The 17,316-nt window shown below is 59.2% G+C and carries 11 protein-coding genes and 1 tRNA gene; 3 read left to right on the top strand and 9 right to left on the bottom strand.

Annotated elements, in window-relative coordinates:
* Positions 1-14 precede the first annotated feature (14 nt).
* On the top strand, positions 15-605 hold the full coding sequence (locus ACWFSR_RS07500; RefSeq protein WP_447522110.1) for a DUF4126 domain-containing protein: 591 nt from the start codon (positions 15-17) through the stop codon (positions 603-605).
* Positions 606-747: 142 nt separating this feature from the next.
* Here the strand turns inward: ACWFSR_RS07500 and rpsA are convergent, their stop codons facing one another.
* The 4 genes from rpsA to polA form a co-directional block, all read right to left on the bottom strand.
* Complete coding sequence (gene rpsA, locus ACWFSR_RS07505; RefSeq protein WP_197105661.1) at positions 748-2,214, bottom strand: 30S ribosomal protein S1; 1,467 nt, start codon at positions 2,212-2,214, stop codon at positions 748-750.
* Positions 2,215-2,438: 224 nt separating this feature from the next.
* Positions 2,439-4,151, bottom strand: a complete 1,713-nt coding sequence (locus tag ACWFSR_RS07510) for a DUF885 domain-containing protein (RefSeq protein WP_447522111.1) — start codon at positions 4,149-4,151, stop codon at positions 2,439-2,441.
* A 65-nt stretch (positions 4,152-4,216) separates the two neighbouring features.
* The gene (locus tag ACWFSR_RS07515; protein ID WP_447522112.1) at positions 4,217-4,486 is read right to left on the bottom strand and encodes an HPr family phosphocarrier protein; all 270 of its coding nucleotides are present in this window, start codon (positions 4,484-4,486) and stop codon (positions 4,217-4,219) included.
* A 50-nt stretch (positions 4,487-4,536) separates the two neighbouring features.
* On the bottom strand, positions 4,537-7,185 hold the full coding sequence (gene polA, locus ACWFSR_RS07520; protein WP_231603837.1) for a DNA polymerase I: 2,649 nt from the start codon (positions 7,183-7,185) through the stop codon (positions 4,537-4,539).
* A gap of 87 nt (positions 7,186-7,272) precedes the next feature.
* On the opposite strand from polA, the gene ACWFSR_RS07525 reads away from it, so the two are divergent.
* The gene (locus ACWFSR_RS07525) at positions 7,273-7,704 is read left to right on the top strand and encodes a PaaI family thioesterase (RefSeq protein ID WP_197109928.1); all 432 of its coding nucleotides are present in this window, start codon (positions 7,273-7,275) and stop codon (positions 7,702-7,704) included.
* A gap of 87 nt (positions 7,705-7,791) precedes the next feature.
* Here ACWFSR_RS07525 and ACWFSR_RS07530 read toward each other — a convergent pair whose 3' ends face one another.
* Complete coding sequence (locus ACWFSR_RS07530) at positions 7,792-8,397, bottom strand: ANTAR domain-containing response regulator (protein ID WP_197105666.1); 606 nt, start codon at positions 8,395-8,397, stop codon at positions 7,792-7,794.
* A gap of 39 nt (positions 8,398-8,436) precedes the next feature.
* On the opposite strand from ACWFSR_RS07530, the gene ACWFSR_RS07535 reads away from it, so the two are divergent.
* Positions 8,437-8,519 (top strand) — tRNA-Leu (locus tag ACWFSR_RS07535).
* A 117-nt stretch (positions 8,520-8,636) separates the two neighbouring features.
* On the opposite strand, the gene pyk is transcribed toward ACWFSR_RS07535, so the two are convergent.
* The 4 genes from pyk to lgt all read right to left on the bottom strand — a co-directional run bounded on the left by pyk (position 8,637) and on the right by lgt (position 17,307).
* Positions 8,637-10,082, bottom strand: a complete 1,446-nt coding sequence (gene pyk, locus ACWFSR_RS07540; protein WP_447522113.1) for a pyruvate kinase — start codon at positions 10,080-10,082, stop codon at positions 8,637-8,639.
* A 46-nt stretch (positions 10,083-10,128) separates the two neighbouring features.
* Positions 10,129-11,586, bottom strand: coding sequence for a glutamate synthase subunit beta (locus tag ACWFSR_RS07545; RefSeq protein ID WP_447522114.1), 1,458 nt, complete (start codon positions 11,584-11,586; stop codon positions 10,129-10,131).
* A complete protein-coding gene (gene gltB, locus ACWFSR_RS07550; RefSeq protein WP_197105669.1) occupies positions 11,579-16,153 on the bottom strand; it encodes a glutamate synthase large subunit in 4,575 nt (1,524 codons plus the stop codon). The genes ACWFSR_RS07545 and gltB overlap by 8 nt, the downstream gene beginning before the upstream one ends.
* A gap of 104 nt (positions 16,154-16,257) precedes the next feature.
* Positions 16,258-17,307, bottom strand: a complete 1,050-nt coding sequence (gene lgt / locus ACWFSR_RS07555; protein ID WP_197109926.1) for a prolipoprotein diacylglyceryl transferase — start codon at positions 17,305-17,307, stop codon at positions 16,258-16,260.
* Between the last annotated feature and the right edge of the window lie 9 nt (positions 17,308-17,316).

Genomic DNA, 17,316 nt, shown 5'->3' on the forward strand with positions numbered 1-17,316 from the left:
GAAAGGGAGAGCGGATGTTCGAAATACTCACCGGCAGCGGCCTCGCCGTTGCGGCTGGCCTCAACGCCTATATTCCGCTTCTCATATTGGGCATCGCCGGCCGAGTCTTTGACTTTGTAGAGCTGCCCGCCGCATGGTCGTGGCTCGAAAACCCCTGGGTGATCGCCGTTCTCGGGGTGCTGCTCGTCGTGGAAGTAATCGCCGACAAAGTGCCCGTCGTGGATTCCGTGAACGATTGGATTCAGACCATCGTGCGTCCCGCAGCAGGCGGTATCGCCTTCGGTACGGGTGCCGCTTCTGAGACAGCAGCGGTCACCGATCCAGCATCATTTTTCACGTCAGAGGCGTGGGTGCCCGTCGTTATCGGAATCATTCTTGCGTTCGGCACGCACGCCACCAAAATGGCTGCACGCCCCGTGCTCAACGCCGCTACTGCCGGAGCGGCTGCACCAGTGCTCAGCGCCGCAGAGGACGTCAGTAGCGTACTGCTCAGTCTGATGGCGCTCATTGTTCCTGTCATCGGAACGCTTGCCCTCATCGGGCTCGTGGCGTGGCTGGTTGCACGAGTTCGACGAGCGCGACGCGCCACAAAGCGCACAACCTAGGCACCCCCGCTCAGGCTCGCCAGCTGAGCAGAGCACTCCCCCGCCCGCTTGCCGCCGATCATTCAGCGGACAGCCGTGGCTCGTTAACTGAGTGTGGCCAGCCTCCCGAAGGAGACTGGCCACACTGTTCAGCTAAGTGTTACTAGTTGTTGCTCGAGAGCTTCTCGCGCAGAGCGGCGAGAGTCTCGTCGTCTGCGAGCGTGCCCGCGCCTGCACTTGTTGCAGCGTCGTCGTTGGAGAACGACGATGCTCCGGCGGGTGCACTGCTGATCGACTCTTCCTGAATCGCTGCGGCGGCAACCTGCTTCTTGTGCTGTTCCCAACGCGCCTGGGCTGCAGCATAGTCCTGCTCCCACTTCTCGCGCTGTGACTCGAAGCCGTCTTTCCACTCGTTGGTCTCGGGGTCGAAACCATCGGGGTACTTGTAGTTGCCCTGGTCGTCGTACTCGGTGAGCATTCCGTAGAGTGCCGGGTCGAACTCGGTACCCTCGGGGTCAACACCCTCGTTAGCCTGCTTGAGGCTAAGCGAGATGCGACGACGCTCGAGGTCGATGTCGATGACCTTGACGAATACTTCGTCGCCGACCGAAACAACCTGCTCGGCGAGTTCAACGTGCTTACCCGAAAGCTCGGAGATGTGCACGAGGCCCTCGATGCCGTCTGCGACGCGAACGAACGCACCGAACGGAACGAGCTTGGTGACCTTACCGGGAGCAACCTGTCCGATTGCGTGGGTGCGGGCGAATACCTGCCACGGGTCTTCCTGCGTTGCCTTGAGCGACAGCGACACGCGCTCGCGCTCGAGGTCAACCTCAAGGATCTCAACCGTAACTTCCTGGCCAACTTCAACAACTTCTGAAGCGTGCTCGATGTGCTTCCACGAGAGCTCAGAAACGTGGACGAGGCCGTCTACGCCACCGAGGTCAACGAATGCACCGAAGTTGACGATCGACGACACGACACCCTTGCGAACCTGGCCCTTGGCGAGGTTGTTGAGGAACGAAGTGCGGCTTGCCGACTGCGTCTCTTCGAGGAGTGCGCGGCGCGACAGGACAACGTTGTTGCGGTTCTTGTCGAGCTCGAGGATCTTGGCTTCGATCTCCTGGCCGAGGTACGGCGTGAGGTCACGAACGCGGCGAAGCTCGATGAGCGATGCGGGGAGGAATCCACGAAGTCCGATGTCGACGATGAGTCCACCCTTGACAACCTCGATGACCGAACCGGTGACAACGCCATCCGATTCCTTGATCTTCTCGACGTCGCCCCATGCACGCTCGTACTGTGCGCGCTTCTTGGAGAGGATGAGGCGGCCTTCTTTGTCTTCTTTCTGAAGAACGAGGGCCTCAACGGTGTCACCGACGTTGACAACCTCAGTGGGGTCAACGTCGTGCTTGATGGAAAGTTCACGAGAGGGGATAACACCCTCAGTCTTGTAACCGACGTCGAGGAGAACCTCGTCACGGTCGATCTTGACGACGGTACCTTCGATAAGGTCACCATCGTTGAAGAACTTCAGCGTCTTTTCGACTGCGGCGAGGAAATCTTCAGCAGATCCGATGTCATTGATGGCGACCTGCTTGGGTGCCTTGTCAGTCGTTGCGTTTGTCATGTAGTAGTTGCTCCGGTATGGGTCACGCTTCGAAAAGCGCATAATTGGGCCGACGGCGAAATGAATCTGTGTGCTCGCCGTAGGCAGGCGAATAAGAAGTCACAAATGCGACACTCCAGCCTAGCGCTTCGACGGCGGTAAAACCAACCACTTAACGGCCGTGTTTCGAGGTATCTCGTGCTGCGGGATCCCTCAGACCTCTCGAGCGAAAATCCTGCCGAAGATCAGCGTGCTGTGTAGGGGGCCAGAAGCGCGGCCCGAAGGGTATCCAGCCCAACGCCACCCACATTGAGGGCACGACGGTGGAACTCACGAAGTGAGAAATCAGCGCCCTCAATGGCACTGCACTCATCGCGCAGCTGCTCCCAGATGCGCTGCCCCACCTTGTATGACGGTGCCTGTCCTGGCCAACCGAAATAACGGTTCACTTCGAAGCGAACATTGGCGGGATCTAACGTGACGTTGTTCGTCATGAAATCGAGAGCATAATCCCAATCCCAGACGCCCGAACCAGTGAGCTTGGGCTTGCCGAGATGGACACCGATGTCGAGAACAACGCGGGCAGCACGCATCCGCTGACCATCGAGCATCCCGAGTCGATTGGCAGGGTCGTCGAGGAAACCGAGGTCCGCCATCAGCCGCTCAGCATAGAGCGCCCATCCCTCGGCATGGCCAGAGGTTCCCGACAGCTGCCGACGGTAGGTATTCAGCTGATCGCGGTTATAGACGGCTTGGGCGATCTGGAGGTGATGCCCGGGAACGCCCTCGTGATAGACGGTTGTCGCCTCGCGCCACGTGGTGAACTCAGTGACCGATTCCGGCACAGACCACCACATGCGACCCGGCCTCGAAAAGTCATCGCTCGGCCCCGTGTAATAGATGATTCCGTCGTGAGTCGGCGCAATCATGCACTCCAACGCGCGCATGGGCTCTGCGATATCAAAGTGGGTGCCTGCCAACGCTTCGATGGCTTCATCGCTGAGCTGCTGCATCCACCTCTGCAGGGCATCGGTGCCGTGCAGCGTTCGCGAAGGGTCGGAGTCAAGAAGCTCGATTGCTTCGGCGATGGATGCTCCCGGCTTGATCTCGTGCGCGATCTGCTTTTGCTCAGCAGTCATGCGCGCCAGTTCCTCAATCCCCCACTCATAGGTTTCATCGAGGTCGACCGTGGCGCCGAGGAAGCGTTGAGACTGCAACGCGTAAAGCTCGCGTCCAAAAGCGTCCTGAGGTGTCGCCCGCGGAGCAAGCTCGTCACTCAAAAAACGCTCAAGTCGCTGATAACTGGATGCCGCAACGGCAGCGCCATCTGCCAGCGCTGCTTGGAGAGCGCTGTCGCCGCCCACAGCCTCAGCCTGCGCAATGAACGACTCGAAGAATCCTCCGGGGGCTGAGATCTGGCGGGCTTGCGCCACAACTTCGGCAACCTGACGCTGCGCAGGAACCACTGCCCCATCCATACCGTGACGAAGAGTGGCGATGTAGCCATTGATCGCCTCCGGAATATTGTGCAGGCGCTCCGCAATCACGGACCAATCTTCGCTCGATGCGGTCGGCATCAGATCGAGAACGCCACGAATCTCTTGGGCGGGACTCGCCAGATTATTAAGATCACGCTTCCACAATTGCGCGGCATCGGACTCTAGATCGAGCTTCAGAGTGGAGACCATGTCGGACTTTGTAACGAGATCAACGTCATCCATCACCGGTGCGGCTTCGAGCCGAGCAAGAATGTCCCTGGTCGACGCCACAACATGAGCATGCCCTTCGGGCGAATAGTCGGCATACCCCGAGTGTTGTCCCGGCGAACCGATATACGTTCCGATGGTCGGGTCTAGTTCAACCAGAGTGGTGACCCATTCCTCAGCAATCGCATCGAGCGGCGTAGCCTGCCGACCCGAGGTTGCAGCTTCCGAAGTAGAGGGCGTCAAATCTGACATCGTTGTCTGGCTCCTTGATTGATCGTCGGGAATTGATGGGGCGGGCAATCCGCCCCGAGGTCACGCTAGGGCCTATCGAGTTCGCGTTCGAGCAGCGCGGCGAGGGACGCCAAGACGGACTCCGCCGCGTCGTCGTCTGAGCTGAGAGTGATGACATCGCCATAGCCGATACCCATCGCGAGCACGCCGAGGATACTGCCGGCGTTGATCGTTGAGCCCGCGGCATCCGTCAGCATCACCGTGATTCCGCACTGCGCAACGGCATGCGTGAAGACAGAAGCGGGACGCGCGTGCAGGCCAACCCGTGAACCAATCACTACCGTTGTGCTACTCACCGCTGCTCCTTTGTGGGGTGCTCTGAGAGTGGATGCCGCACGGTGCGAGCCTAATGTGCAGCCGAATCCCAGTTGTGACCGGTGCCGATCTGCACATCAAGCGGAACCGACAGGGTTGCAGCCCCTGACATTCGCTCATGAACAATAGTAGTCATTCGCTCGAGCTCACCTCCAGCGATTTCGAACACCAATTCGTCGTGCACCTGAAGCAACATTCGTGACTTCAGGCCCTCCTCACGGATATCGCCATCGATCTGAAGCATGGCGCGCTTGAGGATGTCTGCTGCCGAGCCCTGGATGGGCGAATTGAGTGCCTGACGTTCCGCGTTATCGCGCAACACTCGGTTCTTTGACGTGAGATCTCCGAAAGGCCGACGGCGGCCGAAAATCGTTGTGGTGTACCCATCAACTCGGGCCTGCTCGACAACGTTGCGGAGGTAGTCCCGCACCGCGCCAAACCGCGCGAAGTAATCCGTCATGAGTGCTTTGGCTTCGCTCGTCTCGATACGAAGCTGTTTGCTCAGGCCAAACGCGCTCAGCCCGTATGCCAAGCCGTAGGACATTGCCTTCACCTTGGTACGCATTTCGGGAGTGACATCGGCCGGCTCAACGCCGAAGATGCGAGAGCCAACGAAGCGGTGAAGATCTTCGCCCTCGTTGAAAGCCTGAATGAGCCCCTCATCGCCCGAAAGGTGCGCCATGATGCGCATTTCGATTTGTGAATAGTCAGCGGTGAGAAGCGTGTCATACCCCTCTCCCGCTTCGAAAGCAGCACGAATCTGGCGCCCGGTTGCCGTCTTGACTGGCACGTTCTGCAGGTTTGGATCGTTCGAGGCGATTCGGCCAGTGCTCGAGCCGGCCTGCTCGTACGTGGTGTGCACCCGGCCCGACGCATCAATAGCTTTCTCAATGCCGGTAATGATCTGCACGAGCTTGGTGGCATCACGGTGCTGCAGGAGCAAGTCGAGGAACGGATGCGGTGCTTGTTCCTGGAGGTCAGCCAAGCTCGCGGCATCCGTCGAGAAGCCCGTCTTGTTCGCGCGGGTCTTGGGCATCTCAAGCTGCGTGAAGAGAACCTCTTGCAATTGCTTGGGGCTGCCGAGATTGATCTCGCGACCGATGACCTCGAACGCATTGCGGGCGACATCGGCCGCGGTCGTGCTGAGGGAGCTACTGAGGTCGTCAAGCAACTGGCGGTTGACCGCAATGCCCGTGCGTTCCATCTGAGCAAAGACAGGCACGAGCGGCATCTCAATATCGGTGAGCACAGCCAGAGAGCCCTCGTCGAGGCGCCCAGCAAGGTAAGCAGCCAAGCGAACGACGTACCACGACTTGGTGGCGGGACTCAGTTCTTCAGTCTCCGGAACCAACTGGTTGGGGTCGCCCTGCTCGATGGTTTCGCCGAGGTAGTTGTACACCTGAGACTCAAGCTCTTCAGGCTTGCCGCCCGGCTTCAAGAGCCACGACGCGAGCGTTGTGTCGAACGCCACGCCCGCGATCGTTAGGCCGCAGTTGGCGGCAATTTTGAGCTGGGACTTAGCGGAGTGCATGTACTTGGGGGCGTCACTTGCGAGCCACTGCGTGAGCGCGTCATAGTCAGGGCGATCCGCCGCCCACGGCACAAAGGCAGTCTCCGAGACCGTCGCAAGACCAAGCCCGGTGACAACGCCATCAACACTCGCGATGGTGAGCCCCAGCGGTGACGTACTGCCGTTGCTATTGGTCGCAATCCACTTGGCCAACTCTTCGTCAACCATGGTACGCACGGCAGGAATAGCTGCAGCATCGTCAGGAGCGCTCGCTGCTGACGACGATTGCGCATCACCGCCGCCTTCGACCGCAGAAATCTTCATCACGCGCTGCAAGAGCGTCTTGAACTGCAGGCGATCGAACACCTCACGTACGGCAGCCTCGTCGATCGCACGGCGATCGAGATCGCCGACATTGACCGGAAGCTCAACATCGGTGAGCAAGTGGTTGAGCTTGCGGTTGCGAACGGGGCGATCAATCTGATCACGAAGGTTCTGGCCTACAACGCCCTTGATCTCCTCGGCGTGAGCCAACACCTCATCGAGAGAGCCGTAGAGGTTGATCCACTTGACTGCAGTCTTCTCCCCCACCTTGTCGACGCCGATCAGGTTGTCGCTGGTTTCCCCGACAAGAGCTGCGACATCCGGATACTGGTGAGGCTCGATGCCGTACCGCTCGAAAACCGCGTCACGGTCGTAACGCTTGAGTTCAGAAACACCGCGAGCATTCGGATACAGCAGGGTGACGTTGTCGTTGACCATCTGAATGGCATCGCGGTCACCGGAGACCACGAGAACGCGGAAGCCGTTCTCTGAGCCCTCGTGCGCCAAGGTGGCGAGGATGTCGTCAGCCTCGTAGTCCTCTTTGCTCAGAGTTTGGATGCCCATCGCCTTGAGGGCCTCTTCGAGCAAGGGAATCTGCCCCACGAACTCCACCGGCGTTTCGCCACGGGTTCCCTTGTACTCGGGATACTCCCGCGTACGGAATGAGTACCGTGAAATATCGAAGGCAACGGCCAAATGCGTAGGTTTCTCGTTCTGCAAGAGAGAAATCAGCATCGACAAGAAACCGTGGATGGCATTGGTGTGCTGCCCCTCGCGGTTCTGAAAACTGTCGACGGGGAGCGCATAAAAGGCTCGGAAGGCCAACGAGTGGCCATCAATGATCATAAGAGTAGGCTTTTGGGAATCCGACACGGAGCCAGCCTAGCCGCGGCTGCCGACAGCGGAAACGGCCGAATGCGAAGGACACCCTCTGTGAAGTACCCCGATGACCTCGATCCCGAACTATTTGCGCGACTTGTCGAGTCAGGGGGCGGCTCTCTCACGCGAAAAATGGGAATTGAGTTTCTCGAACTTGGCGCAGAGCGATCCGTCGCAACGATGCCCGTTGAAGGCAACACTCAAGTGATCGGCATCCTGCACGGAGGCGCTCACGTCGTGCTCGGCGAGTCCCTCGGATCAATTTCGTCGGCGATCCACGCCGGCCCCGGTCGTGTCGCGATGGGAATCGAAATCAACGCGACCCACAGCCGCTCCGTGCGCTCGGGCATCGTCACCGCTACCTGCACCGCGATCGCCCTCGGGCGCACTCTAGCGACACATGAAATCGTTATCCGCGATGAGGAAGAACGTCGGCTCTCCACCATCCGGATTACGAACATCCTGAAAGATCGCCCAACCGCGTAGCGACGGGCGTGTCGAAACCCCGCTAGGAGTTCTCAGCGGCGTTGAGAGCCCGCAACTGAACCCCAGAGGAGAAGGTGCGGGCGCCTGCTACTTTTTGGCGCTGAGCTGGTCGATGATGGCCTGAGACACATCGTGCATCGTCAGGCGGCGATCCATGGATGCCTTCTGAATCCAACGGAAAGCGTCAGGCTCGCTGAGCCCCATCTTCTCGTTCAGTAGTCCCTTAGCGCGGTCGACGAGCTTGCGGGTCTCGAAACGCTCAACCAGGTCGCTCACTTCAGCCTCGAGGGTGAGGATCTGTGTGTAACGGCTGAGAGCGATCTCGATTGCCGGAAGAAGATCGTTCGGGGTGAAGGGCTTGACCACGTAGGCCAGCGCTCCGGCCTCAGAAGCCCGCTCTACGAGTTCTTTCTGGCTAAAGGCAGTCAGCAGTACGACAGGGGCGATGTGGTTGGCGCTGAGGCGCTCCGCAGCGGAGATTCCGTCGAGCTGAGGCATCTTGACATCCATGATGACCAGGTCGGGGCGAAGCTCGGTAGCGAGCGCAACAGCAGTCTCGCCGTCACCCGCTTCTCCGACAACCTCGTAGCCGGCATCCCGCAGGATTTCGACAATGTCCATGCGGATGAGCGACTCATCTTCGGCAACGACAACGCGGCGGGGAGCAGTTTGATTGGTGTTTTGGTCAGTCACAAGTGCAAGCCTACGGTATTCTATTCAGCGTTGTAGTCAGCCGAATTGGCGGAATGGTAGACGCGGAGCACTCAAAATGCTTTGTTCGAAAGGACGTGTGGGTTCGAGTCCCACATTCGGCACAACATTTACACGAAAAACCGGGAGCAGCACGTGCTCCCGGTTTTTCTTGTTAACGACAGCAGCGGCACGAACCCGAGAGTTCGCGCCGCTGCTGGGCGTTTATTAGTGCGCTGACGCTACTTCGTAGCCCACGCGGGTGCCTTGGCGTTCACGGCATCGCCGATCACGTGCACTCGCAGGTCGTTAGTGGAACCCGAAATTCCGGGAGGGGATCCCGAAATCACGACGACCTTGTCGCCAACCTCAGCGAGTTCTTGGCCAAGCAGAAGTTCGTCTACCTGGCGATACATTTCATCGGTGTGCGTAACGCGGTCAACGATGAACGACTCAATGCCCCAAATCAGCGACATGCGACGCTGGATTTCTGGACTCGGAGTGAACGCCTTCATAGGGATCCGGAAGCGCAAACGCGACATACGACGCGCAGAGTCTCCCGACTCCGTGAAGACACAGACGAACTTCGCCTCAACGAATGAAGCGACCTCGGCTGCCGCAAGAGTAATCGCACCACTCTGAGTCTTGGGCTTGGTGCCCAGCTTTGCGATGCGGTCGAGACCGTGCTCTTCCGTGGACTCAACGATTTTCGCCATGGTCTGAACGGTAATCACGGGGTACTCCCCCACGCTAGTCTCACCGCTGAGCATGACGGCATCAGCACCATCGAGAATTGCGTTCGCGACGTCAGATGTTTCAGCACGGGTCGGCACGGGGCTGGAAATCATCGACTCAAGCATCTGAGTCGCGACAATTACCGGCTTCGCCATGCGACGCGCGAGTTCAACGGTGCGCTTCTGCACAATCGGAACAGCCTCGAGAGGAAGCTCTACGCCCAGGTCACCACGGGCAACCATGATGGCGTCGAACGCATCGATGATCGCTTCGAGGTGGTCGACGGCCTGAGGCTTCTCGATCTTTGCGATGACGGGAACCCGACGGCCCTCTTCGTCCATAATCTCGTGGACGCGAACAATGTCTTCTGCGTTGCGCACGAAAGAAAGAGCAATGAGGTCTGCGCCGAGCTTGAGGCCCCAGCGCAGGTCGTCTTCATCCTTCTCTGACAGAGCAGGAACATTGACCGCAACTCCGGGAAGGTTGATGCCCTTGTTGTTAGAAACCGCACCGGCGACGATGACCTCAGTTGTGACAACCGTGTCAGTCGCGCTCACGACCTTAACTTTGACCTTGCCGTCATCAATGAGCAAGAAGTCACCGGGAGCAACGTCCTGAGGAAGACCCTTGAACGTGGTGCCGCAAATCTCGCGGTTACCCACGATGTCGTCGATAGTGATCTTGAAGATGTCGGCGACCGCGAGGTCGTAGGGGCCGTCCTCAAACTTTCCGAGACGAATCTTGGGACCCTGGAGGTCAACCATCACCGCTACCGGCTTGCCGGCATCCTCAGCGGCGCGACGAACGTTCGCGTACACCTCTTCGTGGACGGCGTAGCTTCCATGGCTGAGGTTCATCCGGGCAACATCGACACCTGCATCGATGATTGCTCTGATGTTCTCGTAGCTCGACGTAGCCGGGCCGAGTGTCGCGACGATTTTTGCGCGTCTCATAACTTCCTTTGACGGGTTAGTGGTGGTGGTAGTGGTGGTGGAACTTCTAGAGAGACATGCCGCGATCGTCTGGGCGAACAGGGAATGGCAATTGCGTCTCCCCTTCAAGGTAGCGATCTACGGCGGATGCTGCAGCCCTTCCCTCGGCGATAGCCCACACGATGAGCGACTGCCCACGGCCGGCATCCCCGACAACGTAGACGCCGGGGGTTGCGGTCTCGTAGCTTTCGTCGCGCGAGAGGTTTCCCCGCGCATCCGCTGCGAGAGGAAGCTGTGTGGAGAGGGTTTCGGTCTCAGGCCCGGTGAAGCCCAGTGCAAGAAGAACCAGGTCGGCAGGAATCTCCCGCTCGGTTCCAGCCTTAGGAACACGACGGCCGTCGAGGAACTCGGTCTCAGCGACACGAATCGCACGAACTTCGCCGACAGAGTTCGTCAAGAACTCCACCGTCGATGCAAGGTATTCACGTTCGCCGCCCTCTTCGTGGGCGCTCGACATCTCAAAAAGGGTCGGTGTCAATGGCCACGGCTGGTGTTCCGGGCGCTCCGAGGGAGGCTGAACACCAATGGCCAGGTTTGTGACCGACAGTGCACCCTGACGGTGAGCTGTGCCGATGCAGTCAGCACCAGTGTCGCCACCACCGAGAACAACGACGTGCTTGCCCTCTGCGGTGACTTGCTCGCTCACGGTGTCGCCGGCAACGGCGCGGTTCGACTGAACGAGGTACTCCATAGCGAAGTGAACGCCGAGCGCATCGCGGCCGGGGATGGGCAGATCGCGTGGCACGGTAGATCCGGTAGCAACTACGACAGCGTCGTAGCGGGTGCGAAGATCGCTCCACGAAATATCGACACCGATGTTCACGCCGGCACGGAAACGAGTTCCCTCGGCCTGCATTTGAGCCAAACGTAACTCGATGTGGCGCTTTTCCATCTTGAAGTCGGGGATGCCGTAGCGCAGCAATCCACCGATGCGATCTTCACGTTCGAAAACAGCGACCGTGTGGCCAGCGCGCGTCAACTGCTGAGCAGCCGCAAGGCCGGCGGGCCCCGAACCGACAACAGCAACAGTTTTACCCGTCAAACGTCCCGGAGGATGCGGAGTGACATTACCGTCGGCGAACGCCTGATCAATGATCGAGACTTCGATCTGCTTGATCGTGACGGCAGGCTGATTGATTCCCAGAACACACGAGCTCTCACACGGTGCTGGACACAAACGTCCGGTGAACTCCGGAAAGTTGTTTGTCGCATGGAGGCGCTCAATTGCTTCAGCGCTCTCGCCGCGACGCATAAGGTCGTTCCACTCGGGAATCAGGTTGCCCAACGGGCATCCCTGATGGCAGAACGGCACACCGCAATCCATGCAGCGACCAGCTTGACGGGCCAGTTCACCCGATTCTTGCTGCTCGTAGACCTCTTTGTAATCCATCAACCGAAGGCTGACAGGCCGCCGCTTCGGCAATTCACGCTCTTGAACCTTGAGGAATCCCTTGGGATCAGCCACCGGTTACCTCCCTAATTCGAGCCCAGGTAACGTCCCCGTCGGGGTCGAGTCCCTCGGCTATTGCAGTCTCTCGAGTCTGGATGACAGCCGCGTAGTCACGAGGAGTAACCTTCGTGAACTGGGCTGCCGTGGCATCCATGTCGGCCAGCATGCCTTCGGCAACGACCGAGCCGGTTTCTTCGAGGTGGCGTTCGAGAAGATCCTTGACGATCTCAACGTCGGCGCCACCGAGTCCGCTCAGCTGAAGCTCGCCGGAACTCAGTGAGTCACCGTTGACGCGCTCCTCGCGAAGCTGGTGGATGTAGGCGGTGCCGCCCGACATACCAGCGCCGAGGTTGCGGCCTGTGGCTCCCAGAATGAGAACGAGGCCACCGGTCATGTACTCCAGGGCATGGTCTCCCACTCCCTCCGCGACGGCAGTGGCTCCCGAGTTGCGCACCATGAATCGTTCGCCAACCTTGCCGCGAATGAAGATGCTGCCGCTCGTAGCGCCATAACCAATGACGTTTCCGGCGATGACGTTGGTCTCCGCCGCAAACGTGCTCGTCAGATCAGGGCGTACTACGACGGAACCGCCAGACAATCCCTTTCCGACGTAGTCATTGCTATCGCCATACAGTTTGATCGAAATACCGGCCGGAACGAACGCGGCCAGCGACTGACCGGCAGAACCGTGCAGCGTGATCGAAATCGTGTCGGTGGGCAAACCGTGCTCACCGTGGCGCAACGTGACATTGTGACCGAGCATCGTGCCGACCGCGCGGTCGGTGTTGCGAACGCGGAGATCGATCGAGACAGGCTCTTTGCGTTCAAGAGCAGCCTCGCTCAGGGCGATCAGCTGCTGATCAAAGTGCTCAGCAAGCTCGTGGTCCTGTTCGACAGCGTGCGTGCGAGGCTCAGTGTCGCTGAACTCCGGACCATTGAACACGGGCGACAGGTCGAGACCGTCAGTCTTCCAGTGTGAAATAGCGCGGTTGACGTCGAGAATCTCGCTGTGGCCAATGGCTTCCTCAAGAGTGCGGAAGCCGAGCTCAGCGAGGTATTCGCGAACTTCTTGAGCCAAGAACTCGAAGAAGTTGACGACGAACTCTGGCTTGCCGGTGAAGCGCTCCCGAAGCACGGGGTTTTGCGTGGCAACACCGACCGGGCACGTGTCGAGATGACACACACGCATGAGGATGCAACCAGAGACAACGAGAGGTGCGGTGGCGAAACCGTACTCTTCGGCACCGAGAAGCGCGCCAATAATGACGTCGCGACCGGTCTTCATTTGGCCATCTACCTGCACCACAACGCGATCGCGCATGCCATTGAGCATGAGGGTCTGCTGCGTTTCCGCAAGACCGATTTCCCACGGCGTTCCGGCGTGCTTGAGCGAGTTGAGCGGGCTAGCACCCGTTCCGCCATCGTGGCCGGACACCAGAACAACATCGGCCTTTGCCTTCGTGACACCGGCAGCAACAGCACCGATGCCCTTTTGGCTCACGAGCTTGACGTGCACCCGCGCCGAAGGGTTCGAGCGCTTGAGATCGAAGATCAATTGCTTGAGGTCTTCGATCGAATAGATGTCGTGATGCGGAGGCGGCGAAATGAGGCCGACGCCTGGCGTGCCGTGTCGAGTGCGCGCAATCCAGGGATAAACCTTGCCTGCGGGAAGCTGGCCACCCTCACCGGGCTTCGCTCCCTGAGCCATTTTGATTTGAATGTCGTCAGCGTGCGTCAAGTACATGCTCGTGACGCCAAAGCGACCGGATGCCACCTGTTTGATGGCGCTGCGGCGAGTGGGGTCAAGAAGTCGATCGACATCCTCCCCGCCCTCACCAGTGTTCGAGCGCGCGCCGAGCTGGTTCATCGCAATAGCAAGCGTTTCGTGCGCTTCCTTGCTAATCGATCCATAGCTCATCGCACCGGTACTAAAGCGCTTAACGATGCTCGAGATCGGTTCAACCTCATCAATCGGAACCGGCGTGCGATCCGTCATGTTGAATTTAAAGAGCCCGCGAAGGGTCATCAGCGCTTCGGCCTGCTCATCGACCTTCGAGGTGTACTCGCGGAAGATGTCGTAGCGGCGCGTGCGAGTAGAGTGCTGCAGCTTGAATACGGTCTCCGGGTTGAAGAGGTGGGGCGGACCCTCGCGACGCCACTGGTACTCGCCACCCGTGTTGAGTCGTTCGTGAACCGTGGGTGCGCGGTCTTCGGGGTACGCCGCTACGTGGCGGGCAGCGTTCTCGCGTGCAATCGCGTCGAGACCGACTCCCCCCAAGATGCTCGTGGTTCCCGTGAAGTACTGGTCAACGAACGCCTGCGACAAACCAACAGCTTCGAAAGCTTGAGCGCCAGCATAGGAACTGACCACAGAGATGCCCATCTTGGACATGATCTTCAGAACGCCCTTACCGAGCGCGGTAATCAGGTTGCGAACAGCCTTCTCGGGAGTGATGTCGGTGATCGTGCCATTACGCACGAGCTCTTCAGCTGACTCCATAGCGAGGTAGGGGTTGATGGCGGAAGCGCCATAACCCACTAGAAGCGCAACATGGTGAACTTCACGCACGTCGCCAGCTTCGACGATCATGCCGACCTTCATGCGCTCTTCTTGGCGGATGAGGTGGTGGTGAACCGTTGCCAACATGAGCAACGACGGAATCGGTGCCAAATCCTTGTTGGAATCGCGGTCGGAGAGCACGATGAATTCTGCGCCGTCGGCGATTGCTGCGTCAGCTTCCGCGCACATTTCGTCAAGACGCTTTTGCATCGCGGACGGACCAGCATCCACACGATAGAGACCCTTGATCGTGGTAGCTAAGCGGCTGCCAGGATGAGGCTCGATGTGTTGGATCTTCGCTAGCTCATCGTTGTCAATCACCGGGAACGCTAGCGCTACTTGCCTAGCGTGGTCCTGAGTTGCGCTGAGCAGGTTGCGCTGAGGGCCAACCCCGAGGCGCATCGACGTGACGACGGCCTCTCGGATCGAGTCAAGCGGCGGGTTCGTAACCTGAGCAAACTGCTGCGTGAAGTAGTCGAATAGCAAACGGGGTCGCTGAGACAACACGGCAATGGGAGTGTCAGAGCCCATGGCGCCCAGCGGTTCCGCGCCGAGTCGCGACATTGGCTCGATGAGAATGCGAACTTCTTCCTCGGTGTAACCGAAGGTACGTTGGCGGCGCGTAACTGACGCCGGCGTGTGCACGATGTGTTCGCGTTCGGGAAGTTCTTCGAGAGCAATGCGGCCGCTCTCGAGCCACTCAGCCCAGGGACGCGACGCGGCAAGCTCGGCCTTGATCTCATCATCTTCAATAAGACGACCGGCAGCCGTGTCGACAAGGAACATCTTGCCCGGGCGAAGCCGACCCTTGCGCACGACCTTCGTCGGCTCAATATCGAAGACGCCAATCTCACTCGCCAACACGACAAGACCATCGTCGGTGACAAGGTAGCGACCGGGGCGAAGCCCATTGCGGTCGAGAGTCGCGCCTACGAGCGAACCGTCGGTGAAGACCAGGGCGGCTGGACCATCCCACGGCTCCATGAGCATCGAGTGGTACTCGTAGAATGCACGGCGACGAGGATCGGTGTCTGTCTGGTTCTCATACGCTTCCGGAACCATCATCATCATGGCGTGCGGCAGCGGACGGCCAGCGAGGTTGAGAAGCTCAACAACCTCATCGAACGACGCCGAGTCGCTAGCGCCAGGCGTGTTGACCGGCAGAATGTCCTTGATGTCGCCGAAAACGGCAGATTCAAGCTGCGACTGGCGTGCGCGCATCCAGTTGCGGTTTCCCTGCACCGTGTTGATCTCACCGTTGTGGGCGACCATACGGAACGGCTGTGCGAGCGGCCATGAGGGGAACGTGTTGGTGGAGTACCGCGAGTGCACGAGAGCGAGCTTTGAGGCAAAGCGTTCATCTGACAGGTCAGGGTAGAACGGCTCGAGCTGCAGGGTCGTGACCATTCCCTTGTAGGTAATGGTGCGGCACGACAGCGATGGGAAGTAGACGTGTAGATCCCGCTCAGCCCGCTTGCGCAAGCGGTAGGTCTGGCGATCGAGGTGGATGCCACGAAGCGTGCCCTTGAGGTCAACGCGCTTCGACTGCAGAAAGAGCTGCTCAAATGCGGGCATTGCTCCCCGTGCGAGCGAACCGAGCTCCCCCGGCTGGATCGGCACAGTGCGCCACCCGAGGACAGTGAGGTCTTCTTCTTCCGCTAACTTCTCAATGCCGCGCTTGACGTCATCACGAGCAACGCTGTCGAGCGGCAAGAACGCAATGCCGACGGCGTAGCGGCCAACAGAAGGCAGCTCAAAGTCGACAACATCGCGGAAGAAGGCATCCGGGATCTGCGTCATGATGCCAGCACCGTCACCGGTGCCCGCGTCGGACCCTACGGCCCCGCGGTGTTCAAGGTTGCGCAGCGCTTCTAGAGCCGTCGCAATAATGTCATGCCCCGGCGTGCCGCGAAGCGTCGCCACCATGGCAAGGCCACAGGCATCTTTCTCATTGGATGGGTCGTACATTCCCTGTGCTGCGGGAATAGAACCAAAGCGTTCAAAGGGTGGGGTAACAGCCATGCCGTACCGTCCTCACGTATTACTGGTGCGGAGAGGGACTTCTATGGCCCAAAGAAAATCAGTACCTGATTCAGGCCTGAGGGGGTGTGGCCGCTTGTGGCGGACTACTTCGAATCTACGACAGGAGCGGACTCCTCCGCAGCGCTGACGACAATGTCATGCTCGGAATATCTTTCATCGGAGTTTACAACACCATCGGCACTCCAGACGTGACCGTCGACGTAGGCGCTCTTTTCGCGACCAACGTGACGGCGAGACTGAATGACGTAGAGCAGGATACCGAGCGCAACAGTAAGGATGGCTCCCCACACGTTCACGCGCAAACCGAAGTAGACCTCGCTGGGATCAATACGGATCGATTCGAACCACGAACGGCCGACTCCGTACCAAATCATGTACAAGGCCCAGACCTTGCCCCACTGCAACCGAACGGGACCGACTGCAGCGAAAACAGGAACGGAGAGGCCAAGAACGTGCTTCTTGACGAAGCCGTACTGGCGCTCCATCGTGAGCAAGAAGACGATTCCGACGACGTTCCAGACCATTTCGTACAGGAAGGTCGGGTGGAAGAGAGTGTCAACCGGCAGGCCAACCGGAATAGCCGAGTTGCCCGCCTCGATCTCGAGGCCCCAGGGCAAAGCCGTCGGCTGACCGAAGAGTTCGTGATTGAAGTAGTTACCGAGGCGGCCAATGGCCTGAGCGAGCAGAATTGCGGGCGCCAGTGCATCCGCAAAGCTCCAGAAACGGATGCCCGTCAGGCGAGCACCGATGTAGGCACCGACAGCACCACCAATCAGCGATCCGAAGATGGCGTTTCCACCATTCCAGATGCGAATGATCTCCCACGGGTCTGCGCCATCGTAGAAGTAATCGCCCGGGTGGGTAAACACGTGATACAAACGTGCACCCACAAGGCCAAGGGGGACAGCCCAAATGATGATGTCAATAACAATCCCGGGCTCAGCACCGTGACGAGTCAACCGACGTGACGTCAGCCATGTTGCCGCAATAATGCCGATCAGGATGCAGATCGCGTACGTGTGAATCACGACCGTACCGCCGAAATTGAGGCCCAGGTTGCTGAACCACTGGCCAAACGGAAGGGTAACAAGCGTCGCCCATGAATCAGGCGGGCTGGGAATGCTCAACGGCATTAGTGACAA

It is taken from the genome of Salinibacterium sp. NYA9b (assembly GCF_976973725.1).